This window comes from Aeromonas sp. 30P (assembly GCF_051919805.1).
Classification (GTDB): Bacteria; Pseudomonadota; Gammaproteobacteria; order Enterobacterales; family Aeromonadaceae; genus Aeromonas; species Aeromonas veronii.
In genome coordinates this window covers 530578-553153 of sequence record NZ_JBQBEA010000001.1, presented here as the reverse complement: position 1 = coordinate 553153, position 22576 = coordinate 530578, and the positions used below count along the sequence as shown (strand labels likewise).

The window sequence follows — 22576 nt, the reverse complement described above, 5'->3', positions numbered from 1 at the left end:
ATAAAAATGAACCGTTCAGGTACCGGGTGGCTGCTGCTGGCAGGCCCCCTGCTTTTGGCTACATCCTCGGCGCAAGCCAACTACTCCCCCAATGACTGGCGACAGTATCAGCTGACTGGCGAATCGAGCCGGCAACTGGCCGCTCGCATCACCGAGATCACCTACGAGCTCAAGGCGCGCAGCAGCAATGCACCCTATCAGCAGCTTAGGGTCTACCGCCGCTTCGACTGGCAGAGCAGCGATCTCGCTGCACTGGCCGAACAGCAGTGTGGCGAGCCGCAGCTCAAGGTAGATGCGGGCTGGCAGATCCGCTTCGTGCGCTGTGAAGATCGGATTCCTGCGGGCAAGCTCATCCCCGCCAGCAGTTATGACTTCGGTTATGGCCTCAAGCAGGGTCGCTGGGAGCAACTGGCGGGCACGCCGACCGCCCAACGGCAGGATCGTCTGCCACTGCCACAAGCCATCATCCTGGGTCAGAGCGAAAGGGAGCTGGATCGCTGCGAACTCAACGCACAGGGCCGCTGCGCCGAGTCGGAGTGGCACTATCAGCCGCAGGATTGGCAGCAGTTGCAGGTACTTGAAGAGACCCCGAGTGAGCGGGATGGCCGGTTGGAGCAGATCTTTTTCCGTCTGCAGCCAGTGGCAGGCAGTCAGGCAGCTGCTCAGGTCAGCGAGATCCACGTCTGGCGCCGCTATCAGTGGCAGCTGGATCAGCTCACGCCTCAGCAGGAGTGTGATGAGCCGCAGGAGCGCAAGGAGGGGAGCAACACCATCCGCTATCGCATCTGCCGTCAGGTGATCCCCGCTGGCAGCGAGGTTCAGGTAACGCTGCAAGATAGCGGCTACCAATACCCGGTCGCAGGCGGCGAGTGGCAACCCCTGCCAGAGAGCAAAGCGTGGCAGGAGAGTCGGGTGCTCAATCGCCCCATCGTGCTGGCCAGCAAGGAGGAGCAGCTGGAGTGCCGCCGCGCCAACGGTCGTCTCTGCTCCGAGCCAGAGCAGCCCGATGTGGATCTGCTCGACAGCGATGCCGCCAAACTGGTGGCCGACGTGAGCGGCCAGAACAGCCCTGCTTGGCAGGCGGATTACGGCCACGATGACGCCAAGCTGATGGCGGTGGTGCGCGGCATGCGTGCTCTGCTGGCGGCCAACCAGCCGACCCATCCGGCAATGGACAAGCTGCTCTACTATGTGCGCGCCCACAACTACCATGGCGGCGTTGGCAAAGAGAGTGATCAGGCCGCCCGGGCTCTGGCCGGGGTGATGATTGATCTGCTCAACCACCCATTGCTGCTGGGAGCTGAACCACAGGATCAGGCTGGCACAGTGCTGGAAGCCTGGAGCGTGGCAGCGCAGGGCCAACTTGGCCAAGCCGCCTTCCGCCAGAGTGCCGCCCCCATGCTGGCCCAGCTTAACCAGGCGCTCGGCTATGCGGTGCAACATGCGGCACAGATCAATGGCCACAAACCCTGGGCCGATGGCCTGTTCGAGCTGCTCAATCTGGTCGATCAGAGCGCCTCTTACGGTCAACAGGCCGACTTCAGCGCAGCTGTGCTGCAACAGGAAGCGGCATTGCGCCAGAGCCTGCTGCAACTGGGCCTGAGCGAGCTGGCCCTCTGGAAACAGCGCGATGGCTCACGGGATCTGTTTATCTTCAACAACATCCTCGATGCCCACAGCCGCCTCTACCAGATGATGCGCTACCTCCATCACACCAGCCCGGATAAGGCGATCGCCTATCGCCAACAGCTGGATCGCGATGTCATCGCCATCATGCGCCAGCAGGGGCTGATCCCGGGTGGCCAACATCCGGCCGCCATGTTGGAAGAGGTATCCCTGACCCTCTCCAGCTACTACCTCACCTACACGGATCGCACCAGCGAAGCCTGTATCAGTGGCGAGTTCGCCGGGCTTTGTACCCCGATCCGCATGGAAGATATTCTGCCGTTCGAGCACACCTGCTCGCCCACCCTGCGTCTGCGCGCCCAGGATCTGACCCAGTCTCAGGCCGAAGGGATCTGCCGCGAGCTGGGTGACGAGGAGCAGCGCTTCCACCAGCAGATGGAGACAGGCTGGCAACCGGTGGCCGATGATCACAACGAGGCGCTGGAGCTGGTGATCTTCAACTCCTCCGCCGACTGGGGCCGCTACGGCAGCGCGCTGTTTGGTGTCTCCACCGACAATGGCGGCATCTATATTGAGGGGGATCCGGCTCGCCCCGGCAATCAGGCCCGCTTCTTCGCCTATGAGGCGGAGTGGAAACGCCCTGCCTTCCAGGTGTGGAACCTGCGCCACGAGTACGTTCACTATCTGGATGGCCGCTTCAACCAGTACGGCAGTTTCGGCCACTATCCGCTCAACCGCACTACCTGGTGGGCCGAGGGGATTGCAGAGTACATCGCCCACGGCCAGTGCTTTGCCCGTGGTCTGGATAACGTGGCAAACCGCCCCGCCAACCAGCGTCCGACACTGGCGGCGATCCTCCACCTTGACTACGACCAGGGTGGCGAGATGGTCTACTCCTGGTCCTATACCGTGCACCGCTTCCTCAACGATACCGGTCGCGGCGCCAGCTGGCTGGCGCTGGCACAGGCGCTGCGCAATCCGGATCGGCAGCAGGCGATGAGCGACTTCGAAGGGGAGCTGGACCGGCTGATCGCCAACGACAGCGACGCCTATCAGGCGTGGCTCGCCCGAGATCTGCTGCCCTGGTGGCAAGCCAACAAGGAGTCAGACGCCTGCAAGGGTAACGACTCCGCCCACTGATAAACCTTCACCGACCAGAGGGGCTGCCACCGCAGCCCCTCGCTTTATCCTCCCGCTCTCCCGGCCTCTGCTGCGACAACCTCTGCCCGAATGAGGTGCCCGCCCGTTATCAAGCCTGACGCCAGCGGCCGAGTTGTAATAGAATGCCGATAGCCACTCCCAACTTCAGACCCTGACCGCACCGCGCATGAAGAAGTTTGCCAAGATCCTCCTCGCCTGCCTCGTTTTGCTGCTGGCCCTGATTGCCATGCTGCTGGGCTACAGCGAGTGGATCGTCTCGGATGCCCGTCACTACACCTACGATCAGGTGGACAAGGTGCCCTACAACCGGGTTGCGGTGGTGCTGGGTACCTCCAAATATCTCTCCGGTGGCGGCCCCAACCACTACTTCAAATACCGTATCAAGGCGGCGGCCGAACTCTATAACAATGCCAAGGTGGACTTCATCATCGTCTCCGGTGACAACGCCACAGTGCAGTACAACGAGCCACGCCAGATGCGCCGCGCCCTGATCAAGGCGGGCATCCCCGCCTCCGCCATCTATATGGATTTCGCCGGATTCCGCACCCTCGACTCAGTGGTTCGCGCCAAAGAGGTGTTCGGCCAGGAGCGCTTTACCGTGGTCTCCCAGGGCTTTCATAACGAGCGGGCCATTTTCATCGCCCGCCATTTCGGTATCGATGCGGTCGGCTTCAATGCCGAGGATCCCAGCGCCTATCAGGGGATCCGCACCCGGGTGCGGGAAGTCTTTGCCCGCCTGATGGGGTTGCTCGACCTCTATGTACTGGACAAGGGGCCCAAGTTCCTCGGGGCACCAGTCCCCATCGGCCTGCCTGTGCCTTGCCAGTCACTGAGCACCATCGGCAGCCTGCAACCCTGCCTCAAACAGCCCAAACCGGCGGTGGATGAGGCCAAGCAAGCGGCAGTCTCTGCCGCGGTTGCCACCGAGTCAGCTACTCCATCTTCCTCGGCCGTGACTGAACAAGTCACGCTAGCTTTATCCGCTGCGGCAACGACTGAACAGGTCACTCCCGCCAAATCCGCGGCAGAAACCGCCGCCGAGATGCCCAGCGCAGCCTTGCCCACATTGCAGGTGGCCCCTTCAGCCGCCAGCGTCAGCACCGCCACACCATAAACAGACGACCCGCCAACTGGCGGGTCTTGGTATTACAGCGCGGGTTGTGGCGGTGAGCCTGTACACCCATTCCCAGCGACCAAGTCAGCCTCTAGCCGCTTGATAACGGCGGGCCACTTCGGCCCAATCCACCACCTGATAGAAGGCAGCGATATAGTCAGGACGCTTGTTCTGGTACTTGAGATAGTAGGCGTGCTCCCACACATCCAGCCCCAGGATCGGGGTATGGCCATGCATCAGGGGACTATCCTGGTTGGCACTGCTCTCCACCTGCAATCTGCCCGCCTTGTCCACCACCAGCCAGGCCCAGCCGCTGCCAAAGCGGCTCAGAGCCGTCTGAGTGAAGGCCTGCTTGAAGGCATCGAATCCCCCCAATTCCCGCTCGATAGCCAGAGCCAGCTCACCACCCGGCTCACCGCCCCCCTGCGGGCTCATCACCAGCCAGAACAGGGAGTGGTTGGCATGGCCGCCGCCATGGTTGCGTACCGCCCCCTGCAAGGGAGCAGGCAGAGTATCGAAGCAACGCAGCAACTCCTCTACTGGCAGTGCAGCCAGCTCTGGTGACCCTTCCAGCGCGGCGTTGAGGTTGTTGATATAGGTCTGGTGATGACGGCTGTGATGGATCTCCATGGTCAGGGCATCGATATGGGGTTCCAGTGCGTCGTAGGCATAGTTCAGGGCTGGCAGGGTATGGCTCATGATGACCTCTGTTCGGATTAATGGAGCCGGGATGAGGGCCGCTCTGACACAGGCAGTGACCGAGCGAACGCATGATCCCGGCGTGGCTGCCGTGGCGCTGTACGAACGTCAGCAACTCGGCACGGGTTGTGCGGGTATGGCGCAAAGCAGCCTCTCGCAGGCGAGAGGAGCAAGCGGGGGAGTGACAGGTCGCCAGCAGGCAGTCGTGCACATAGCAGAGCAGGTCGGCGGCGCGATCGGGCAGAGTCATGGCCACCAGCAGATCCGCCAGATTGTGGTGAGCCACAACCAGCGCCGCCACCGCCTCATCGGCGTCATACCACTGCACCAACTGCTGACGAGCCAGCCAGAGCGCCTGCTGATAATGAGCTAGCGCCTGATGATACTCGCCGCAGTCAAACAGCCGGTTGCCCTCTCTGGTCTGCTGTTTCCAGTGACTCATGCTGCTGCCACCTTCGGTCGACTCGACCCACCCCTTCACCCAGGTTGCTGTCATATGCTTCATACCAATAAATGATAATAATTATCATTACATGAATCATATCCGGGAGACAAGGGGCGTCGGGATCTCAGCAAACAGCCAAAACCGCGCGGCCACCCCTTGGCAAGGAGTGGCCGCTTGAGGCACCGGTCAGTGGATTCGACCGGCTAATTGGAAGTTAACGGCAGGTCAGATGTTGTTGGCGGGCGAAGGCGGGGCGATCCCCAGCAGCATATGGTCCATCATCCCCACCATGCGCCCTATCTCGGGCTTGGTGATGGTATCGTTGGCCCCCAGTTGCAGCGCTTTCTGGCGGTTGTCATCGCTCATCAGGGAGGAGAACATCACGATGGGCATCTCCTTGTAGGAGGGGGTGTCCCGCAGCCGCTTGAGCAGGTGCATACCATCCATGCGCGGCATCTCCACATCGGTGATCACCGCATTGACGAAACCGGTCACCGGCATTCTCTCCTCCTGGGCCAGACGATCGAAATCCGTCATCATCTCCAGTCCCTCGCCGCCGTCCTTGGCCGTGATCACGTTGTAGCCAGCGGTGCGCAGGGTGGTCTCGATCATCTTGCGGATAAAGGCCGAGTCGTCCACCACCAGAATGGTCTTGCCCTGACGCAGCGCCATCATGCGATCGTCGATGAGCACCTTGCGATCCTGGGTGACGTCGTACTTCTCCATGCTGAGTTCGGGATTGATGTCGGCGATGATCTTCTCGAAATCGAGGATCATGATGAGGTTGCCATCGCGCCTGACCACGGCCACCACGCAGTCGTTCTCCCCCGCCTCCAGAAACTGGCTGGGGGACTCCACATCCTCCCAGGAGACCCGATGGATCCTGCTGACGCTATCGATCAGGAAGCCGTTGGCCATCTTGTTGAAGTCGGTGACGATCACCACCTTGTGGCTGGGGTCCGGGTTGGTCTTGATGCCGAGCCAGCCCGCCAGATCCACCAGCGGGATGAGGCGATCCCGCAGGGAGAAGACCCCCACCATATGGCGCTGGGCATTGGGGTAATCTGTGGTTTCCGGCACCCGGATCACCTCGCGCACCTTGGCGACGTTGATCCCGTAATAAGCGGTTTTTTCACGACCGTCCGGTAGCTGCTTCTTGAGGTGAAACTCGATGATCTCAAGCTCGTTGGTGCCACTTTCGGTCAGGATAGATTTACGCTCTTCCCCATCTTTGGACATCATGGTGACTCTCATTCTGGTTGCGCGGGCAGCAGACCGCTGCGGTTTTCCCTCAGTATAGGAATGGAATTCATCCAACGGCTCGGATCTCGGCAAGATTGCATCGTTAACCGCTTGATCCCGCAGGCTGGCGGGATCGTATCTGCCAATCAGGACAACATTGGCGGATGGTGAAATCCATCATGTACTCACAAGGAGCCTGAGATGAGTGAAGGCATAGTCGTGATTGGCGCTTCTGGCGGTATCGGGGCGGCTCTGGTGACACACTGGTTGGCGGCGGGTGTCGGGCCAGTGATTGCCATCAGCCGTCAGCCCGCACCTGCTGGCTTCTCATCGCCGGGTCTGCACTGGCTATGTTGCGATTACAGCGATGAGCAAATGACAGAAGTGGTGGCCCGCATCGCGGAGTTGGCACCGAGACCGCACAGGGTGGTGATCTGCAACGGCATCCTACATCAGGGGGAAATCCAGCCAGAGAAGCGACTCGAAGCAATCAATCTGGATGCCATGACCCGCCTCTACCAGACCAACGCACTGCTGCCGCTGCGCTGGATCAGCCAGTTGTTACTGCTGTTTGGCCGCGAGCCTTGCACTCTGGCCGTTCTCAGCGCTCGGGTCGGCAGCATTGGCGACAACCGAGCGGGCGGCTGGTATGGCTATCGCGCATCCAAGGCCGCCCTCAACATGCTGCTCAAGTGTGCCGCCATCGAGCTGGCCCGGCGGGCTCCCGGCGTCAAATTGCTGGCCTTTCATCCCGGCACAGTGGATACCCAACTCTCCCGCCCGTTTCACGCCAATGTACCGGCGGGAAATGTGCAGAGTCCCGAGCTGGTAGCCGACCATCTGATTAACCTGATGAACCGGCTGCAACCAGATGGCGAGCTGAGCTTTCTCGACTGGCAGGGCAAACCTATCGAGTGGTAGAGGAACTCGAGAGACGCGCTAGCAGCGCCCGCAAACTCTTGATCACGGCGGGCTTGCCTGCCAGTTGCAACCTCGCGGCCAGCGCCCCCCAGTCGGAATATTGCCAGATGGCTGCGATCAGCAGATAACGCTCTTCAGGAGTCAGTGAACCCAGCACAGCCAGATGGCGCGCCAGCCACAGCTGCAAGCTGGATTGGCTCAGTTCGAAGGGCTTGTGATGCAGGGCAAAGCACTCAACCTCATCGCGCTCGAACTCGCCAAGCTCCGCTGCGATGACGGTGCTGCCTTGCAGACATTGCCATACCAACTCGGGATCCAACGCGCTCAACTCACCCGCCAGCAGGGTCGGCAGCTGGCGTACAAAACGCTGCTGCCATTGATTCAACTCGATCTCATGTTCGGGTTTCAGCGCTTTGAGCAGCAGGGCTGCATGGCAGCCGCTGGCGGCATCCCGTTGCAGGCCGATGCGCAGCACCTCCAGCCCGGCCTTGCGCCAGAAAGGGAGCAGGTCGGCGCTAGCCGAAAAGGCAGAACCGAGGTAATCGATCCCCGCCTGACGATAATGTTCTTCAAGCCTGCCAAGCAGTAGCGACCCCAACCCGTGGCGGTGTAGCTCGGGATGGATGGCGATACGCATCACCCGGGCGTAGCTGCGCCCCCCGCCGTTTTGAAACCGGCGTGGGCCAGCAGCGACTGGGGCAGCAGATGGCCGCGCGGACGGCGGCGCCCGGCCCAGATCGCCTCGGCCAGCTCGGGCTCTATCTCCCCTTCCCGCGCCACCAAGGCCACACCCAGCAGGCTCTCGTCCTGCTCCAGCAGATGGATATCGAGATCCGGGCTCTCCAGCAGGGACCTGAGATCGCTCGGCGTGGTCTGGTAGTGAGCCAGCACCAGCAGGCCAAAGAGCTGGTTGAGCAGCGCCTCGTCGCTCGCCAGCTCCTCTTGACTGACCAGACGCCAGCTCGGGCTGGTCGGCGGCAAGGGCATTGCGACTTCGGCATTGAGGCCGAGCAGGCGGAAAATCAGCGGCTCCAGCGGATCGCGCCCACTCCAGCGAATGGGCTCAGAGAGGTGGATCTCCTGCCACTCAGGGGTCTGGCTATCGAGCACCCGTTTGAAGCGCAGGTGAAAACCGCGCCCCGTCCCCTCGTAACCGTGCTCGGTGGTGGCAAACACGATGCGGCTGTAGCAGGCCAACATGGCTTCGAGCAGCGGGGTCGGAATGGCGGCCGCTTCATCCACCAGCAGCAGATCGGGATTCATCGCCTCGTGCACCAGCCGATCTGGCGAGCAGTAGCTCAGTCCGGTCAGCTGTTCCGGCGTGGTATCTAGCCCACGAGCGGCGTGGGCAAACAGGGTCGCTACCGTTGCCTGCGAGGGGGCCGTCACCACTATGTTTAGCCCTGGCTGCTGGCGCAGCAGCTCGGCGGCAGCCAGCCCCAGCAGCGCACTCTTGCCACGGCCGCGGTCGGCGCTCAGCACCAGCGGCCGACGACGATGGCCGTGCAACACCTTGTGGATGGCGGGCAGCGCCCGTGCCTGATCGCTGCTCAGCCTGCGCTCCGGCCCAATCGGTTGCCACGGCTGCGAGCAAACTGGCGGCTCCAGAAAGAGGGGTGGATCACCTTCCAGCAACCGCACCAGTCGGGCGATAAAGCCGTGGCCGGCCCGGCTCGCCTCTTCCGGCTGGGCCACCAGCCGGATCCGGTCAGGATCCGGCCATGCAGGCCACTCTACTCTTGGCGGCGTCAGCAGCAACAGCAAGCCACCGGCGCATAGAGTGCCTGCCAGCGCCCCGAAGGCATCGGGGTGAAAGCCGCTGAAGGCGTTGAATACCAGCGTGTCGCACTCCTGACCGAGCCGCTGCAGCGCCTTGGCAGCGGGTTGCGGGGCATAACTCTCGGGCCCGGCACCCAGCCAGAAGACGGTCTCGCCGAGCAGGGATTGGGCGCGGGCAATACACACGGCCTCCTCCCCCTCCAGCCAGATCAGGCGCCGCTCACCGGCGCGGGCCAACGCCTCGCGCAGGCTGTTGAGCTCTTGCGGCGTCATGAAGCCTGGCTGTCAGCCGGTTTGCGGGGCTCGAACATGCGCTCTCCCATCTGATCGATAAAGGTGTGGGCCTTCTGCACCATGAAACGCTCGGCATCGGCCGGATTGGCAAACAGATCGGAGCGGATGAAACGGTGGGTTTGCAGCACGCCGTCCAGCTCCTTGGTGATGCGGCCCGCCAGCCGATACTGGCCACCTTCGGCCATGGGCTCCGGATAGATGAGATAGCCGGCATATTCGGTGGGTGTGACTTCCGGCGCCTTGGTCGGCTCGCCCCCGAACAGGGCGCTGAACAGTTTCTTGAGCATGGTGATCTCCTCTGGTTGCCAGCATTGTCCCCAAGGGGTTGCACAGTGGCAAGCAGGGGATCTTATTACCAATGGTTATTTGCACTACGAACCATTCTCATTTAGATTTCATCTCATTCCACAAGAGGTGACCATCATGTACGTCTGTTTGTGCCGCGGCATCACAGATACCCAGATCCGCAAAGCGGTGCAGTCAGGTAAAAGCGAATTCCGCCAGCTCAAGCAGTCGCTCGAGGTGGGCGCCCAATGTGGCAAATGCGTGCGCATGACCATGGAGATCATTGCAGCCGAGCTCGACAAGATGGAGCAGGAGCAACCCGTGCTCTACTACGAAGTGGCCTGATCCTGACACCTCTTTTCTGATGCGACCCGCCAACAGGGTCACCCCTTTTCTCAGGCGAGCTGGCTCGCCAGACCTCTTGTTGTCACTTTTCTGGACTAAGCTCTAACGATCGGAGCCTCAGGCACGAACCAAGGAGCACTGTCGATGAAAGGAGATCCCAAGATCATTGCCCACCTCAACAAGGTGCTGGCCAATGAGCTGATTGCCATCAACCAATACTTCCTGCACGCCCGCATCTACGATGACTGGGGCCTCAAGGCGCTCGGGCACAAGGAGTATCACGAGTCTATCGATGAGATGAAACACGCCGACGAGCTGGTCAAGCGCGTGCTGTTTCTCGAAGGGCTGCCCAATTTGCAGGATCTGGGCAAGCTGCGTATCGGTGAAACGGTGGAAGAGATGCTGCGCTGCGACCTCTCGCTGGAGATGGATGCCATCCCCGACCTCAAGGTAGCCATCGCCTATGCCGAGTCGGTGCAGGACTACATCAGCCGCGACCTGTTCCAGGAGATCCTGGAGGATGAAGAGGAACATGTGGACTGGCTGGAGACCCAGCTCGACCTTATCGATCGCATCGGGCTGGAGAACTACCAGCAGTCGCAACTGCACCACGGCTCCTGAGCCAGCAGGCCAGCAAGCAAAGAGACCCGCCAGCGCGGGTCTCTTCATTTGAGCAGCCATGACCCGAAAACTTTTAGACAGGATCACAGTTAATACGCCCGACACAGCATCTGTCATGGCTTTCGATTAGGATACGGCTCTCTGCCAATAACAATGCTACGGACAATTTCCATGGAACAGATTGCACGCGAGATGGCGCCCCACAAACGGGTGGCTCTGGTGGCTCACGACAACATGAAGACCCCTCTGCTGAACTGGGTGATGCGCCGCAAGGAGGAGCTCAAGCTCCACCACCTCTATGCGACCGGCACCACCGGCACCATGCTCGGCAAGCAGGCGCAACTGCCCATCACCTGCCTCTTCTCCGGCCCGATGGGGGGCGACCAGCAGCTCGGCGCCCTGATCGCCGAAGGGAAGATCGACGTGCTGATCTTCTTCTGGGATCCCCTCAATGCGGTGCCCCACGATCCGGACGTGAAGGCGCTGCTGCGCCTCGCGGCAGTCTGGAACATCCCAGTCGCCACCAACGAGGCAACCGCCGATTTCATCATGGACAGCCCCCATATGCGGCAAGCGTTCAGCGTGCAGATCCCGGATTACGCCGGTTATCTGAAGGCACGTACCGAGTGATCGGCTAACCCGTCATGCAAGAGGGCCGCAACAAGCGGCCCTCTTTATTAGGAAACAAACCGATGCCGGCTTATAGCGCCCGGGCGAGAATGCGCGCCACCCGATCCGGATCGATATTCTGCAGCTCCCCAAGTGCGGTGCGCCCCACCCGCTTGAGGTTAGAGCAGACCGCCGGAATGCAGCTTTCGCTGAGGCCATAGTCGGCAAGCCGGGTCCCCAGTCCCATCTTCTGGAAGAACTGCTCGGTGCGGATAATCGCCTCCTCGATGCGCAGGGCCTTGTCCTCGCGGGTCGAATGCCACACCCGCTCGGCAAACTGGGCCAGCTTGTCCTGCTTCTGGCTCGCCCGCTCACGCAGCAGTGAGGGGAGCACCACCGCCAGACTCTGGCCGTGATCCAGCCCGTAAAGCGCCGTCAGCTGATGACCGATGGCGTGAGAGGACCAATCCTGCGGCACCCCGCAACCGATAAGGCCGTTGAGCGCCAGACTGGCCGCCCACATCAGATTGGCCCGCACCTGATAGTTGGTCGGCTCCGCCAGCGCTTTGGGGCCGTTCTCCACCAGCACCTGCAGCAAACCTTCCGCCAGCCGATCCTGTACCTCGCCTCCCACCGGAAAGGTGAGGTACTGCTCGGCAATATGGACGAAGGCATCCACCACTCCGTTACCGGTCTGGCGCGGCGGCAGACTGTAGGTGGTCGCCGGGTCGAGCACCGCAAACTGCGGCTGCACCAGCGGGCTTCTGAAGGAGATCTTCACATCCCCCCGGCTCACCACCGAGGTGGGATTGCTCTCGGAGCCGGTGGCTGGCAGGGTCAGCACGCAGCCCATCGGCAGCGCCTTGTGTACACTCGCCTGCTTGCCACAGATATCCCAGGGATCATCCCCCTCGTAGCAGGCGGCCGCCGCGACAAACTTGGTGCCATCGACTACCGAGCCGCCACCGACCGCCAGCAGAAAGTCGATGCGCTCGCGCTTCACCTGCGCCACCGCCTCCATCAACAGCTCGAATCTGGGGTTGGCGCCGATGCCGGAAAACTCTTGCCACGTCACCCCTTCCAGCGCCCGGGTCAGCTGCTCATAGACGCCGTTTTGCTTGATGCTGCCACCGCCGTAGAGCACCAGCAGCCGGCTGCCGGGCGGGATCAGTTCGGGCAGGCTGGCGATCTGCCCCTCGCCGAAACAGATACGGGTCGGATTGGCGTATTGGAAGTTGTACACGGCGGACTCCTCGACTGGCTCAATGCGCGGACATTGTGCGCCTGTGGGGAGGTGAGGTCAAAAGAGGTGGCAGAAGCTTGCCCATCGGCGGTCGACACTGGCCCATCTGTGCCGACCGGGCATCTCTCACAACAGTGACGGGATCAGGCGGTTTTGGCCTCATCTTTGGATGAGCTCTTCTTGCCGGTCAGGCGATCCATTGCCTCTTTCAGCATCGCATCTTTCTGCTCGTTGAGCGGCTTGCTCTGCTCGGCCCGCTCTTCCGGGGTCAGCTTCTTGTTGTCGGCGATAGCCTTGAGTTTGTCTTCTATCTCGTTGAATTTCTTGCGATCAAACCCGAGCGCCTTGTCCACCAGCTGCTGCACCACGCCCCCCTTGTCGGAGCTCATGTCGAGCGCCGGCGGCAGCTTGCTGTTCTTGGCCAGATGTTCATAGGTGAGCACCTGCTGGGCCTGACCGGTCATACGCTGGGTGGAGAGGCTGACCATCTCCTCCCAGCCACCACCCTGCCCGCCGCTACTGGCACTGTTGAGGGTGGCGAGGGCGCGGTTGTTGGAGGCGCTCTGGGCAAGCTGCTGGCTGTAGGGTTTGATATCCATGAAGACTCCCGTTCTGTGTGCCGACCCGCTGAAGCGGGCCGACTGAATGCGGCGGTATGGGGTCTGGCCCCACCTTTGACAATAAAACCAGCAAGTTACAGGCCAACTTGTCAGATTGGGCGAGATCCCCGCGCTGGCAAGCTTGCCAGCGGTTACAGCCCCGACGCCGCGTCAGAATCATGACTCATCCGCTGCTTTTACCCCGATTTCCGACACATACCGCTGCCTCAAAAACGCTGCACCATATAAACCGCAGGAACGCTCCGTCGATCACAAAACAAACAACCAACGAGGCATGCAATTTTGGCGCACATCACAACCAGCCAGCCGTGTTATGGATGATCTGTTCGTAAAACCAATAACAGGCAGACCAATCTGCCGTGCTCGCTCCGCTGCCAGTTCGGAGTTGCGGCCTCTCCACACCTCATCCCCTCGTCTGACTCTCACTCACCTCAACCTTTCGGGCATAACTATGAAAAAACACACCTTGAGTCTTCTCTCCGCCACCCTGCTCACCCTGCTTGGCACCAGTGCCGACGCCTGTACCGGCCTTATCGTCGGCAAGGGGGCCAGTGCCGATGGCAGCGTGATGATCGCCAGAAACGAGGACTTTGGCGTCAACAACTGGAACAAGTACCTCGCCTTCCGGCCCGCGCGCAGCAGAACGAGGGCAAGGTCTGGAAGCTGGGCAACGGACTGGAAGTTCCGATGCCAAAGGCGTTTTTCGCCTACTCCGCCATTCGTGACTGGGATGCCACAGCCAGCGACCCGGACGGCAAGTATTACGAGGAGCGCGGCATCAACGAGTTCAACGTCGCCATTTCGGCCACCACCAGTGCCGAGGTCAACGACAAGGCCCAGAAAGCCGATCCGCTGATCGAGAAGGGAGTAATTGAAGCCATCATCCCGACCCTGCTCCTGCCACAGGCTAGGACGGCCAAAGAGGGGGTCGAGCTGCTTGGCCGCTATGTGGAGCAATATGGCGCCGGTGAGGGCAACAGCCTCTATCTGGCGGATGTGAACGAGGCCTGGCTGATGGAGATCGGCTCCGGCCACCACTGGATTGCGGTACGGGTGCCGGACGACAGCTACGCCATGGTGGCCAACGGCCTGCGGATCCACGGCGTCAATCTCGACAGCGCAGATGTGCTGCACTCGCCCAAGCTGCTGGAGTTTGTACGCGAACACAAACTGCTGGATAACGCCGACCCGAAAGAGTTCAACTTCGCCAAGGCGTTCGGGGTCATCGCTGACCCGTATAACGTGGATCGGGAGTGGCTTGGCCAGAAAATGCTGACCGCCAGCCAGCCGCAGCCGACCCGGCAGGCGCAATATCCGCTCTTTATGAAGCCGGATACCCCCATCGCCGTGCCGGACGTAGCCAAACTGCTGAGCGCCACCTATGAGGGCACGCCGCTGGCGGGCAAGGCAGAGCGGCCGATCCGCATCGAGCGCCAGCTGGAATCCCACGTCATCCAGCTGCGCAAGGAGATGCCCAAAGAGCTGCAGGGATTGATCTGGCAGAGCTACGGCGTGCTGGCCGAATCCGTGATGGTGCCGCTCTACAACACGCTGGAAAACTATCCCCTGCCCTATCGCACCGGCAGCGACAGTTACTCCGATGACTCTGCCTACTGGCAGTTCCGCAGCCTGACTGCGCTGGCCAGCGCCGATCCGGACAAATACCTGCCGCTGCTGCGAAACGTCTGGAGCAAGGAGAGCAACAAGCTCTACAAGGAGGTCGCCGTGCTCGACAAGAGCCTGAAGCAGGCCTACGCCAGCGACAAGGCCACCGCCATCGGGCTGGCCGCCGACTACTCCTATGGCCAGTTGGAGCAGACCTATCAGATGGCCAAAGATCTGCGCTACAAGCTGATGACGGATCTCACCAAGCGCAGCGAGAAGAAGTATTCGCCGGAGGAGTTCAAGAAGATCATGAGCCTGTGACCGGCTCGCCAACGCAAAGAGGCTCCCACGGGAGCCTCTTTTGTTTCAGCCAATGCAGCGATCAGCGACGGCTGATATTGAGCGGGCCGAAGGTCTGCGCCACCGGCATGATCTCGATGCTGTTGATGTTGACGTGGGCGGGCTGCTGGCTGATCCAGAGCACGGTGTTGGCGATATCGTCCGGCTGGATCGCCTCCACCCCCTGATAGACGGTGGCCGCCTTGGCATCGTCACCGTGGAAGCGCACGTTGGAGAACTCGGTGCCGCCGCACAGGCCAGGCTCCACGTTGGTGACGCGGATGGCGGTGCCCGCCAGATCGGCGCGCAGGTTGAGGCTGAACTGCTTCACGAACGCCTTGGTGGCGCCGTAGACGTTGCCGCCCGGATAGGGGTAGGTACCGGCGATGGAGCCGATATTGATGACGTGACCGCGATTGCGCGCCACCATGCCCGGCAGAAGCAATCGGGTGAGCAGGGTCAGACCGCTGATGTTGGTGGCAATCATCTGCTCCCAATCTTCCAGATCCGCCTTGTGGGCCGGCTCCAACCCCAGCGCCAGACCGGCGTTGTTGACCAGCAGATCCACCTCGTTCCAGGCGGCTGGCAGAGCGGCGATGGCAGCACGGGTGGCCGCCTTGTCCTGCACGTCGAATGCCAGCGGCAGGAACTGCTCACCCAGCTCGTCGGCCAGCGCAGCCAGCCGCTCGGCGCGGCGACCGGTACCGATCACCTTGTAGCCCGCCTGCACCAGCTGGCGGCTGATGGCTTCACCAAAACCGGACGAGGCGCCCGTTACCATTGCAATCATCTGAACCTCCATATCTACACCGATATTGTTATTTATCTGTTTGAATCTATTCAGATTCATTCATCGCTCAATTCACGTCCGGTCGCCTTGCGCCAGACAAATACCACCAGATGGAGCAGCAACAGGCCCGAGCCACCCAGCGCAAACAGCAGGCCGGTGAGGGCGTTGACCGAGGTGTCGGCACCACACCACCACCAGACCAGCCAACCAATCAGGCCGATGACGAAGGTCTGGCCAGCGCAGACCGGACAGCGCCCCAGCTTGGCCCTGATGGCGGTGGCAAGACAGTTGTCGCAGCTCATCCTGCTCCTCGATTCTGCTCGTTCAACATGATCAGTTGGCCTGTGCAGAGGGCTTGCGCGCCTGAGTGCGAGCCAGCCTGCGCCGCTCACGCTCCTCGTCGCTCACCAGCGGCAGCACCAGCCGGTGGGCGTGCTGGTCGCGACCATAGTAGTCCGCCAGCCGCTGCTGGGGACGAAATCCCAATCCCTGATAGAGCGCCAGCGCCTCTTCGTTGGCGTCCGCCACTTCGAGGCGAATCGCCCCCCAGCCAGCGGCCTTGCCCTCGCGGATCACCTGCTCCAGCAGAAGGCGGGCCCAGCCCAGACGACGCATCGTCCAGCGGATGGCCAGCGCCTGAATGACCAGCCGATCCCAACCTCTGTGCTCCAGCAGGCAGAGATAGCCCATCAGCTGATGTTTCTCGTCCAGCAGCAACAGGGTGCGCCCCTTGGCGTGGGCCAGCAGATAGTGCCAGCGGCTGCGGCCAAAGGCGACTTCGGGAGGAAAACAGTAGCGTTCCAGATTAACGATGGCGCCCAGATCATCGGTTCGGGCCGCACGTACGGTCAACACGGGGAGTCCTTGTTCGGTTATTTATCCTCAGCACCAAAAATGCGACTTGTATCACAAGTTACCAAGGCGTCATATTAGGCACTGTAACCTCTTGTTTCCCCTCGCGCCATTGTCGTGCTTGTCGGTGCATCGAAGCCCACTGGGGATCCTGCCTGTTCAGGCAGTCTGATCTGTGGAGCCGAAAATATGAGTACCTATGTCATCGTCGAAGAGCTGGGCGACTGGCCTTGCCATGCCGATTATCTGCTGACCGCCCGCACCTATCTGCAACATGGCGTGCCGACCACCGGCGGCCGACCCCGCATCATCAACCTCTGCCGCAATCTGGAACACCTGAGCGCAGGCTACTACTGCTCGCTGCTGGCCCAGGCCCGCGGCCACCACTGCCTGCCGGGTCTGCAGGCCATCAGCCGACTGCAACCCCAGCAGCCACCGGCCAAGCTGTGGCGCAAGGCGCAAGGGTGGCTGGCCCAGCAGAGCGAGGATCGGATTAGAGTGCGCGCCATCTTCGGCCAGTGTGAACAGAGCGAGCTGGCGGGGCTGGCCCGCTACTACTATGGCCTGAGCCAGTTGCCGCTGCAGGAGCTGACCCTCAAGCGCGGCCGCCACGGCTGGTCGGTGCGCCAGCAGCAGAGCCTGTCACCGCTGGAGCTGAGCCCAAGCGAGAAGGAGTTGATGCTGCACCACGCTCAGGCACTGGTGGGGACCGGTGATGAGGAGCAGGCGGCGCCGCTCTACCAGCTCGCCATTCTGGTCGACCCCGATGATGGCCGGGCCAGCAGTGACGGGCTGGCGCTGGAGCGCTTTATCCGGGCTGCCACCGCCCAGGGCATCCGGGCCGAGATCCTGCCACCGTCGGCCATAGAGCGGCTGCCGGAGTTCGACACCCTCTGGCTGCGTGCCGAAACCGCGGTCGGCCACTACACCTTCGAATTTGCCCATCGCGCCGAACAGCTCAAGATGCCGGTGATCGACAGCTCCCGCGCCATCCTCGCCTGCAGCAACAAGCTCTATCTCTACGAGCTGATGGTGCGCAGCGGCGTGCCCATGCCGCCCACCATGGTGGTGACCCGCCGCGGCCGCCACCATGTGGATGAGCTGGTGCAGCGGCTCGGCCTGCCGCTGATGGTGAAGGTGCCCGACGGGGCACAGGGGCGCGATCTCGCCATGGCCAGCGACGAGCAACAGCTGGCCCGCCTGCTGGACGAGGGGCTGGGCCGCTCCGCCCTGCTCTTGGTGCAGAGCCGGATCCCCGCCGAGTTCGACTGGCGCATCGGCTTTCTCGACGGCTCGCCGCTGTTTGCCTGCCGCCGTTTCCGCCCCGAGCCCGGCAACCGCATCCGCCGCCGCAAACACCCTCTCGACATGAGCCGGATCGAGGCGCTGCCACTGAACGAGGTGCCGGAGCGGGTACTGCAGACCGCTCGCCGCGCAGTGCATCAGCTTGGCAATGGCCTCTACGGGCTCGATTTGCGCCAGCAGGGGCGCGACTGCGTGCTGCTGGAGATCGTCGACAACCCCTGGATCCGCGGCGATATCGAAGACAAGGAAGCGCAGGATCTCTACGAGCGACTGGCCCGCGCCTTCCGCCAGCGGCTGGAAAACCGGGGCCAGAGCACCGCATAACCCCGCAATGACTTTGTCGCCCACAATGACAGAGAGGGCCCCGCGATGGGGCCCTCTCTCATATCAAAGCGTGCTGTGGCTGACTTATTGCAGACGCAGGAAACGCCCGCTCAAGGGCGGTATCTCCACCGTCACGCTGCTGCCGCCGATAGCCAGACTCTCTCCACTTTGCAGGTCCACCAGCGCGCTGCCGCTGCGCAGTTTGCCCGTAGGCAGGTTGTAGCTGAGCGCCGTGGTGGAGAGGTTGAGCAGGTAGACTATCTGCTCCCCCGCCGTCTGCTTGATGTCACCATAGAGACTGCCCTCGGCCACCAGTTTGACTCGCTCTCCCTGATAGAGAGCGGGGTGGGCGGCACGCATCGCCAGTAGCTGGGCCAGCCACTCTTTCAGCTCGGCTTGTTCGCTACCCGGCACAAAGCCGGTGACAGCGGGCACCTTGCCGTCGCTGCGGGCCACATGATCGTCGCACAAGCCCTGCGCTGCGCAGTCACCACCAACCTTGGCGGCAAAGCCCGGCACCTCGTCGCCAAACTCCTCGCCATAGTAGAAGGTGATGGGGCCGGAGCGAGCCGCCATAAAACTGAAGGCTGCCTTGTGGCGCTGCCAGTACTCGGTCGAATTGAAGTTGCCGCGCTCCAGCAGATCGCCAAAACGCACCAGATCGTGGTTGCCCAGCATCAGGTTTGGCATGGCGTGATTCGGGTAGTTCTCCACCTTGTTCCAGCTGGCATCGAGCACGCTGGCCCCCTGCCCGCCCTTGCCGGACTCCTCCACCGCCAGCGCCTGCAGGATGCCGTAGCGCAACGGGAAGTCAAAGGCCGAGGAGAGCGCCGGATTGTCGCTGCTGCCGTAAGCCTGGGCGCGAATGTCGTCAGCCCCCTTCCACACCTCGCCCACCATGTAGCCAAGGGTGCCCCACTGCTGCCCTGCCGCCTTGCGCGCTGCGCTGGCCTGCTCCACTTCGCTGCGAATGGCGCGCCAATCATCCAGCCCAAGCTGATAGGCCTGATCGAGGCGCCAACCGTCGATGCCGTACTGCTCGACCCAGTAGCGGGCGACTTCCTTGAAGTAGGCGAGGCTCTCCGGCTTGCTGTAATCCACCAGCTGGCCGGGATAACCCGCACCGCCGCTGGTGAGGGCTGGCAGACGCCCCTCTGGCGATGGCTTGCTCACCCCCACCTTGTTGACGTGGCCAAACACCCCGTCGAGGAAGACGTAGAGGCCGCGCTGATGCGCCCCGTCCACGAGTTTCTTGAGCTGGACGTTGCTGCCGAAGTTGGGGTCCACGGTGAAAAAGTCGCAGGCGAAGTAGCCGGTGGCATCGAGCTTGTTATCGCCCCCTTGCCCCGCGCAGGAGTCGAACACCGGGGTGAGCCAGATAGCGTTGACGTTGAGACTCTTGATGTGGTCGAGACTGTCGATGATCCCCTGCAGATCGCCGTTGTGCTGTGAGGGGCCATAGCCGACGCCGTAGTTGGCACTGCCGTCACCATCGGCAAACGACTCCACCATTACCTGATAGATGCGCAGGTTGCAGGCGGGTTGACCGTCGCCATAGCAGGCACGACTGGCCGTGGCGACCGGAGGGTGGGTGACCGGCGGATTGACGACGGGGGGAGCGCTCTCCCCGCCTGAACTCCCGCTGCCGCCGCAAGCCGCAAGTAACAGGGCGGCCCCGAGCAGGCCGCCATAGCGTAACGTTCCCTGTTTCATTGTTATGTTCCCGCTGTGAGAGCAGGCGTCTGATACGCCTGTTTTTCACCATGATAGCGATGCTCACACAGCGGTGTCTGTGACTGAAAACGTTATCTGACTCAACTGGTTAGAGCACCCCTGCCGAGGCAAAACGGTAGTTGAGCGAGAGCCAGTAGGAACGGCCCGGCTCGGGGATGCGGCCGCTCTGCTCGTAGCCCAGCCCGGCCTGACTGGCGTGCACCGACTTGGAGAGGTGCTCGTAGTAGAAGGTGTCGAACAGGTTGTCCACCCCGGCCGAGAGTTGCCACCCCTTGGCAAACTGCCAGGCGCCGCTCAGGTTCATGGTGAAGAAGCCCGGAGTCTCCCCCTGATCCTGACCCGCAACGGTGCCGGACCAGAGATCTACCCGATCCTGCGCCGCCACCGCGCGCCCCAGCAGGGTGAAACTCAGCGCTTCGTCCGGCTGCCAGCCCAGCGCCAGCTTGCCATCGAGGGGCGGCATCTGGGCCAGCGGTTTGTTGTCGCTCTGGTTTTCGCCGTAGACCACCGCCAGACCACCATCGAGACGCCACTGCTCGGCAAACTGCCAGCGCCCCTCCAGCTCGCCGCCCCGGGTCTGGGCATCGATATTGCGCACCTGGTTCGACTTGCTGTTGTAGAGCAGGTAGTCCTTGATATCGGCGCTAAAGAGGGAGAGGGTCAGGTCCAGATCGCGACTGCGCAGGGCCAACCCAGCATCCCACTGGCGACTGCGCTCCGGGTTGAGGGTAAACGGGGTAGTGTCCTTGCTGCGCTCCCAGTAGTCCGGCGCACGCTCTGCCTGCCCCCAGGCCAGATAGCTGGACCAGCGGGGCGACCACTGATATTCGTAGCGGCCAAACCCGCTGTTCAGACTCAGGGTATCGCTGTAGAGGGTCTGTTCACCGGCACCATAACGGGTGGTCTCGACCCGATCCTGCCGGTAACCCCCCTTGTAGCTGTGAGCCCCCTGCTGACGACCCAGTTCGGCGAAGCCGCCCTGCTGCTCGAAACGCAGGGTGCGCTGGCGTGGCTTGTCTGCATAATCCAGTTCCTTGCGAAATCTGTGTTGATCCCGGTTGCTGTCGAACCCGGCGGTCAGCAACCAGTCGGCAGGCAGGGCGATATCGTTGGCCCAGCGCCCGCCGGTATTGCGGCGATCAGGGTTTCTCAGGGATTTAGGGGTGCTGTTTTGCCGCAGGCTGAAGTTGTCCATGATGTGGTCTATGTAGTTGTCCCACAGGGTCAGCTCGCTGCGCTGCCAGTGAGTGGTGATCTGCTCCTGCTTGAGCTTCAGCCCGAAGGATTCGCGATCAAACATGGGGCCATCCATGGTGCGGTCCGCATAGGCGGCGCGGGCGTTGCTGCGCTCGGCGGTCAGTTCCAGCCAGGTGTGCTCCCCCGGTGTCCAGCCCAGCTGGGCGGTGCCGTTCTCGCGGCGATAGAAAGAACGCACCTTGTTACCGTGGCCATCGCGGTAATCATCGCTGTCGGAGTGGGTGAACTGACCGCGCAGATAGCCGTCGGTCGAGCCCGCCGTCATATCCACCATCTGATCATCACGGCCAAAGCTGCCATAGAGGGCCGAGGCATCGGCCTTGAGGCCCGGTGCGGTGAACTCGGGCCTGTCCCGCTCGAACAGCACGGTTCCCGCCAGGGTGGCACCCTGCTCGAGAGATTGCGGCCCCTTCAGCACCCGGATCCGGTCAAAGGATTGGGGGAACACGTAGGCCGTGGGCGGGTCCATCCGGCCGCCACACCCACCTGCCAGCATGCCGCCATCCATCTGCACGTTGAGGCGGGACATCCCCATTCCCCGTAGCACGGGATCGCCACCGAGCCCCCCTTTGCGCACCATGCTCATGCCGGTGACATTCTTCAGATAACCGGCGCCGTCGGCAGCGGGCATGGGGGAACCGGGCTTCTTGGGATCCAGTGTCACCTCCAGGGTGCTGGCGGGGCGGGTTGCCACCACCACCATGGGATCCAGCTGTTGCACCGGTTCCTGACCGGCAGCGCCGTGACAGGCGAGTCCGCCCACCAGCAGGGCAAGAGGTGTGCGCATATGACAAGCCATACATTTTCCTTATGTATTTGTTTGTTTTGTTATTTTCATTCAACCAACCAAACCTTTCAGCAAGGGAAAGGTTTGCCGTCAGGCCGCAAAAAAGGCCTGCGGCGCGAAAGCGGCAAGCCTCTGTCAGGTGAAGCGAAGGCAAGTTGGCAAAATGTTGCGCAGGTTTTACCCAAGTTGGCTCAGAAAGGCAAACAGGCAAACATTCCAGTAACAGGAATCTGGCGTTGGCTCACAAAAAATGGGGATTAGCTGAAGGCTTCCCGCTCATCAATGGGAGAGATGAGGTGATAGACCTCATGAGCGGATAGCGTGCAGCCAACAGGCCACTCCAGCTGGTGGTGACGGTTGATGAAGACCCGGGCGCAGTGACGCTCGCTCTCCAGCTTTGCAAACAGCGGCTGGGTTCGCCAGGGGGTCAGATCCAGCACCCCCGTGGTGCCATCCGATAACACCAGAAACAGGCGCCATCCCCGCACATACTCGACATCGATAAAGACCGGCATCCCTTCGGCTCCGATTGAGATAATTCGCGGCAATTATAAACACCAGCTCCCCATCCATACACGC

At 62.0% G+C, this 22576-nt stretch carries 19 protein-coding genes and 3 pseudogenes; 9 read left to right on the top strand and 13 right to left on the bottom strand.

What is annotated here, in order from left to right:
- Nucleotides 1-6 precede the first annotated feature (6 nt).
- Nucleotides 7-2766, top strand: coding sequence for a collagenase (locus ACTG2B_RS02690; protein WP_439995161.1), 2760 nt, complete (start codon nucleotides 7-9; stop codon nucleotides 2764-2766).
- A 187-nt stretch (nucleotides 2767-2953) separates the two neighbouring features.
- Entirely contained in the window at nucleotides 2954-3901 is a 948-nt protein-coding gene (locus tag ACTG2B_RS02685; protein ID WP_439995160.1) for an ElyC/SanA/YdcF family protein, read from the top strand.
- 84 nt (nucleotides 3902-3985) lie between these two features.
- Here ACTG2B_RS02685 and ACTG2B_RS02680 read toward each other — a convergent pair whose 3' ends face one another.
- The 3 genes and pseudogenes from ACTG2B_RS02680 to ACTG2B_RS02670 all read right to left on the bottom strand — a co-directional run bounded on the left by ACTG2B_RS02680 (nucleotide 3986) and on the right by ACTG2B_RS02670 (nucleotide 6287).
- Nucleotides 3986-4600: a superoxide dismutase gene (locus ACTG2B_RS02680; RefSeq protein ID WP_439995159.1), complete on the bottom strand. Its 615-nt coding sequence runs from the start codon at nucleotides 4598-4600 to the stop codon at nucleotides 3986-3988.
- Nucleotides 4601-4628: 28 nt separating this feature from the next.
- A pseudogene (locus ACTG2B_RS02675) lies at nucleotides 4629-5042 on the bottom strand (hypothetical protein); the annotation flags it as partial.
- Between the two features lie 228 nt (nucleotides 5043-5270).
- Nucleotides 5271-6287, bottom strand: a complete 1017-nt coding sequence (locus ACTG2B_RS02670) for a chemotaxis protein (RefSeq protein WP_005335957.1) — start codon at nucleotides 6285-6287, stop codon at nucleotides 5271-5273.
- Between the two features lie 201 nt (nucleotides 6288-6488).
- Here ACTG2B_RS02670 and ACTG2B_RS02665 point away from each other — a divergent pair, with 201 nt between their 5' ends.
- A complete protein-coding gene (locus tag ACTG2B_RS02665; RefSeq protein ID WP_439995158.1) occupies nucleotides 6489-7208 on the top strand; it encodes an SDR family NAD(P)-dependent oxidoreductase in 720 nt (239 codons plus the stop codon).
- Here the strand turns inward: ACTG2B_RS02665 and ACTG2B_RS02660 are convergent.
- Both ACTG2B_RS02660 and ACTG2B_RS02655 read right to left on the bottom strand, forming a co-directional pair.
- Nucleotides 7195-9260: pseudogene (locus ACTG2B_RS02660) on the bottom strand (tRNA(Met) cytidine acetyltransferase TmcA). The gene ACTG2B_RS02665 and the pseudogene ACTG2B_RS02660 sit on opposite strands and share 14 nt — an antisense overlap.
- The gene (locus tag ACTG2B_RS02655; protein WP_107682840.1) at nucleotides 9257-9568 is read right to left on the bottom strand and encodes an HlyU family transcriptional regulator; all 312 of its coding nucleotides are present in this window, start codon (nucleotides 9566-9568) and stop codon (nucleotides 9257-9259) included. Before ACTG2B_RS02655 ends, ACTG2B_RS02660 begins: the two are co-directional and overlap by 4 nt.
- A 136-nt stretch (nucleotides 9569-9704) precedes the next feature.
- Between ACTG2B_RS02655 and ACTG2B_RS02650 the strand changes: the two genes are divergently transcribed.
- The 3 genes from ACTG2B_RS02650 to ACTG2B_RS02640 all read left to right on the top strand — a co-directional run bounded on the left by ACTG2B_RS02650 (nucleotide 9705) and on the right by ACTG2B_RS02640 (nucleotide 11162).
- Nucleotides 9705-9911: a bacterioferritin-associated ferredoxin gene (locus ACTG2B_RS02650; protein ID WP_005335965.1), complete on the top strand. Its 207-nt coding sequence runs from the start codon at nucleotides 9705-9707 to the stop codon at nucleotides 9909-9911.
- Nucleotides 9912-10055: 144 nt separating this feature from the next.
- The gene (gene bfr / locus ACTG2B_RS02645; protein WP_005354959.1) at nucleotides 10056-10532 is read left to right on the top strand and encodes a bacterioferritin; all 477 of its coding nucleotides are present in this window, start codon (nucleotides 10056-10058) and stop codon (nucleotides 10530-10532) included.
- 171 nt (nucleotides 10533-10703) lie between these two features.
- A complete protein-coding gene (locus ACTG2B_RS02640) occupies nucleotides 10704-11162 on the top strand; it encodes a methylglyoxal synthase (protein WP_005354960.1) in 459 nt (152 codons plus the stop codon).
- A 70-nt stretch (nucleotides 11163-11232) separates the two neighbouring features.
- Here ACTG2B_RS02640 and ACTG2B_RS02635 read toward each other — a convergent pair whose 3' ends face one another.
- The gene (locus ACTG2B_RS02635; protein WP_439995157.1) at nucleotides 11233-12384 is read right to left on the bottom strand and encodes an iron-containing alcohol dehydrogenase; all 1152 of its coding nucleotides are present in this window, start codon (nucleotides 12382-12384) and stop codon (nucleotides 11233-11235) included.
- A 143-nt stretch (nucleotides 12385-12527) separates the two neighbouring features.
- A complete protein-coding gene (locus tag ACTG2B_RS02630) occupies nucleotides 12528-12983 on the bottom strand; it encodes a hypothetical protein (protein WP_033115559.1) in 456 nt (151 codons plus the stop codon).
- 472 nt (nucleotides 12984-13455) lie between these two features.
- Between ACTG2B_RS02630 and ACTG2B_RS02625 the strand changes: the two are divergent.
- A pseudogene (locus ACTG2B_RS02625) lies at nucleotides 13456-14930 on the top strand (C69 family dipeptidase).
- Nucleotides 14931-14991: 61 nt separating this feature from the next.
- Here ACTG2B_RS02625 and ACTG2B_RS02620 read toward each other — a convergent pair.
- The 3 genes from ACTG2B_RS02620 to ACTG2B_RS02610 are packed head-to-tail and all read right to left on the bottom strand — an operon-like array spanning nucleotide 14992 to nucleotide 16593.
- Nucleotides 14992-15738, bottom strand: coding sequence for an SDR family oxidoreductase (locus ACTG2B_RS02620; protein ID WP_439995156.1), 747 nt, complete (start codon nucleotides 15736-15738; stop codon nucleotides 14992-14994).
- A 56-nt stretch (nucleotides 15739-15794) separates the two neighbouring features.
- Nucleotides 15795-16040: a DUF3624 domain-containing protein gene (locus tag ACTG2B_RS02615; protein ID WP_005363187.1), complete on the bottom strand. Its 246-nt coding sequence runs from the start codon at nucleotides 16038-16040 to the stop codon at nucleotides 15795-15797.
- 31 nt (nucleotides 16041-16071) lie between these two features.
- A complete protein-coding gene (locus ACTG2B_RS02610) occupies nucleotides 16072-16593 on the bottom strand; it encodes an N-acetyltransferase family protein (protein ID WP_439995155.1) in 522 nt (173 codons plus the stop codon).
- Between the two features lie 186 nt (nucleotides 16594-16779).
- Between ACTG2B_RS02610 and ACTG2B_RS02605 the strand changes: the two genes are divergently transcribed.
- Entirely contained in the window at nucleotides 16780-18219 is a 1440-nt protein-coding gene (locus ACTG2B_RS02605) for a RimK family protein (RefSeq protein ID WP_439995154.1), read from the top strand.
- An 84-nt stretch (nucleotides 18220-18303) separates the two neighbouring features.
- Here the strand turns inward: ACTG2B_RS02605 and ACTG2B_RS02600 are convergent, their stop codons facing one another.
- The gene (locus ACTG2B_RS02600) at nucleotides 18304-19932 is read right to left on the bottom strand and encodes an alpha-amylase family glycosyl hydrolase (protein ID WP_439995153.1); all 1629 of its coding nucleotides are present in this window, start codon (nucleotides 19930-19932) and stop codon (nucleotides 18304-18306) included.
- 109 nt (nucleotides 19933-20041) lie between these two features.
- On the bottom strand, nucleotides 20042-22009 hold the full coding sequence (locus ACTG2B_RS02595; RefSeq protein WP_439995152.1) for a TonB-dependent copper receptor: 1968 nt from the start codon (nucleotides 22007-22009) through the stop codon (nucleotides 20042-20044).
- On the opposite strand from ACTG2B_RS02595, the gene ACTG2B_RS02590 reads away from it, so the two are divergent.
- A complete protein-coding gene (locus tag ACTG2B_RS02590; protein ID WP_139440896.1) occupies nucleotides 21998-22258 on the top strand; it encodes a hypothetical protein in 261 nt (86 codons plus the stop codon). The two genes, ACTG2B_RS02595 and ACTG2B_RS02590, sit on opposite strands and share 12 nt — an antisense overlap.
- Here ACTG2B_RS02590 and ACTG2B_RS02585 read toward each other — a convergent pair.
- On the bottom strand, nucleotides 22255-22512 hold the full coding sequence (locus ACTG2B_RS02585) for a DUF2442 domain-containing protein (protein WP_005335997.1): 258 nt from the start codon (nucleotides 22510-22512) through the stop codon (nucleotides 22255-22257). The genes ACTG2B_RS02590 and ACTG2B_RS02585 overlap by 4 nt on opposite strands.
- Between the last annotated feature and the right edge of the window lie 64 nt (nucleotides 22513-22576).

Excerpts from the sequence above, each read along its gene's own strand:
- ACTG2B_RS02655 (WP_107682840.1), bottom strand. The coding sequence starts at position 9,568 with ATGCTCAAGAAACTGTTCAGCGCCCTGTTCGGGGGCGAGCCGACCAAG.
- ACTG2B_RS02600 (WP_439995153.1), bottom strand. The coding sequence starts at position 19,932 with ATGAAACAGGGAACGTTACGCTATGGCGGCCTGCTCGGGGCCGCCCTG.
- ACTG2B_RS02630 (WP_033115559.1), bottom strand. The coding sequence starts at position 12,983 with ATGGATATCAAACCCTACAGCCAGCAGCTTGCCCAGAGCGCCTCCAAC.
- ACTG2B_RS02615 (WP_005363187.1), bottom strand. The coding sequence starts at position 16,040 with ATGAGCTGCGACAACTGTCTTGCCACCGCCATCAGGGCCAAGCTGGGG.
- ACTG2B_RS02595 (WP_439995152.1), bottom strand. The coding sequence starts at position 22,009 with ATGGCTTGTCATATGCGCACACCTCTTGCCCTGCTGGTGGGCGGACTC.
- ACTG2B_RS02640 (WP_005354960.1), top strand. The coding sequence starts at position 10,704 with ATGGAACAGATTGCACGCGAGATGGCGCCCCACAAACGGGTGGCTCTG.
- ACTG2B_RS02620 (WP_439995156.1), bottom strand. The coding sequence starts at position 15,738 with ATGATTGCAATGGTAACGGGCGCCTCGTCCGGTTTTGGTGAAGCCATC.
- ACTG2B_RS02680 (WP_439995159.1), bottom strand. The coding sequence starts at position 4,600 with ATGAGCCATACCCTGCCAGCCCTGAACTATGCCTACGACGCACTGGAA.
- ACTG2B_RS02605 (WP_439995154.1), top strand. The coding sequence starts at position 16,780 with ATGAGTACCTATGTCATCGTCGAAGAGCTGGGCGACTGGCCTTGCCAT.
- ACTG2B_RS02690 (WP_439995161.1), top strand. The coding sequence starts at position 7 with ATGAACCGTTCAGGTACCGGGTGGCTGCTGCTGGCAGGCCCCCTGCTT.
- bfr (WP_005354959.1), top strand. The coding sequence starts at position 10,056 with ATGAAAGGAGATCCCAAGATCATTGCCCACCTCAACAAGGTGCTGGCC.
- ACTG2B_RS02670 (WP_005335957.1), bottom strand. The coding sequence starts at position 6,287 with ATGATGTCCAAAGATGGGGAAGAGCGTAAATCTATCCTGACCGAAAGT.
- ACTG2B_RS02650 (WP_005335965.1), top strand. The coding sequence starts at position 9,705 with ATGTACGTCTGTTTGTGCCGCGGCATCACAGATACCCAGATCCGCAAA.
- ACTG2B_RS02685 (WP_439995160.1), top strand. The coding sequence starts at position 2,954 with ATGAAGAAGTTTGCCAAGATCCTCCTCGCCTGCCTCGTTTTGCTGCTG.
- ACTG2B_RS02665 (WP_439995158.1), top strand. The coding sequence starts at position 6,489 with ATGAGTGAAGGCATAGTCGTGATTGGCGCTTCTGGCGGTATCGGGGCG.
- ACTG2B_RS02590 (WP_139440896.1), top strand. The coding sequence starts at position 21,998 with ATGACAAGCCATACATTTTCCTTATGTATTTGTTTGTTTTGTTATTTT.
- ACTG2B_RS02585 (WP_005335997.1), bottom strand. The coding sequence starts at position 22,512 with ATGCCGGTCTTTATCGATGTCGAGTATGTGCGGGGATGGCGCCTGTTT.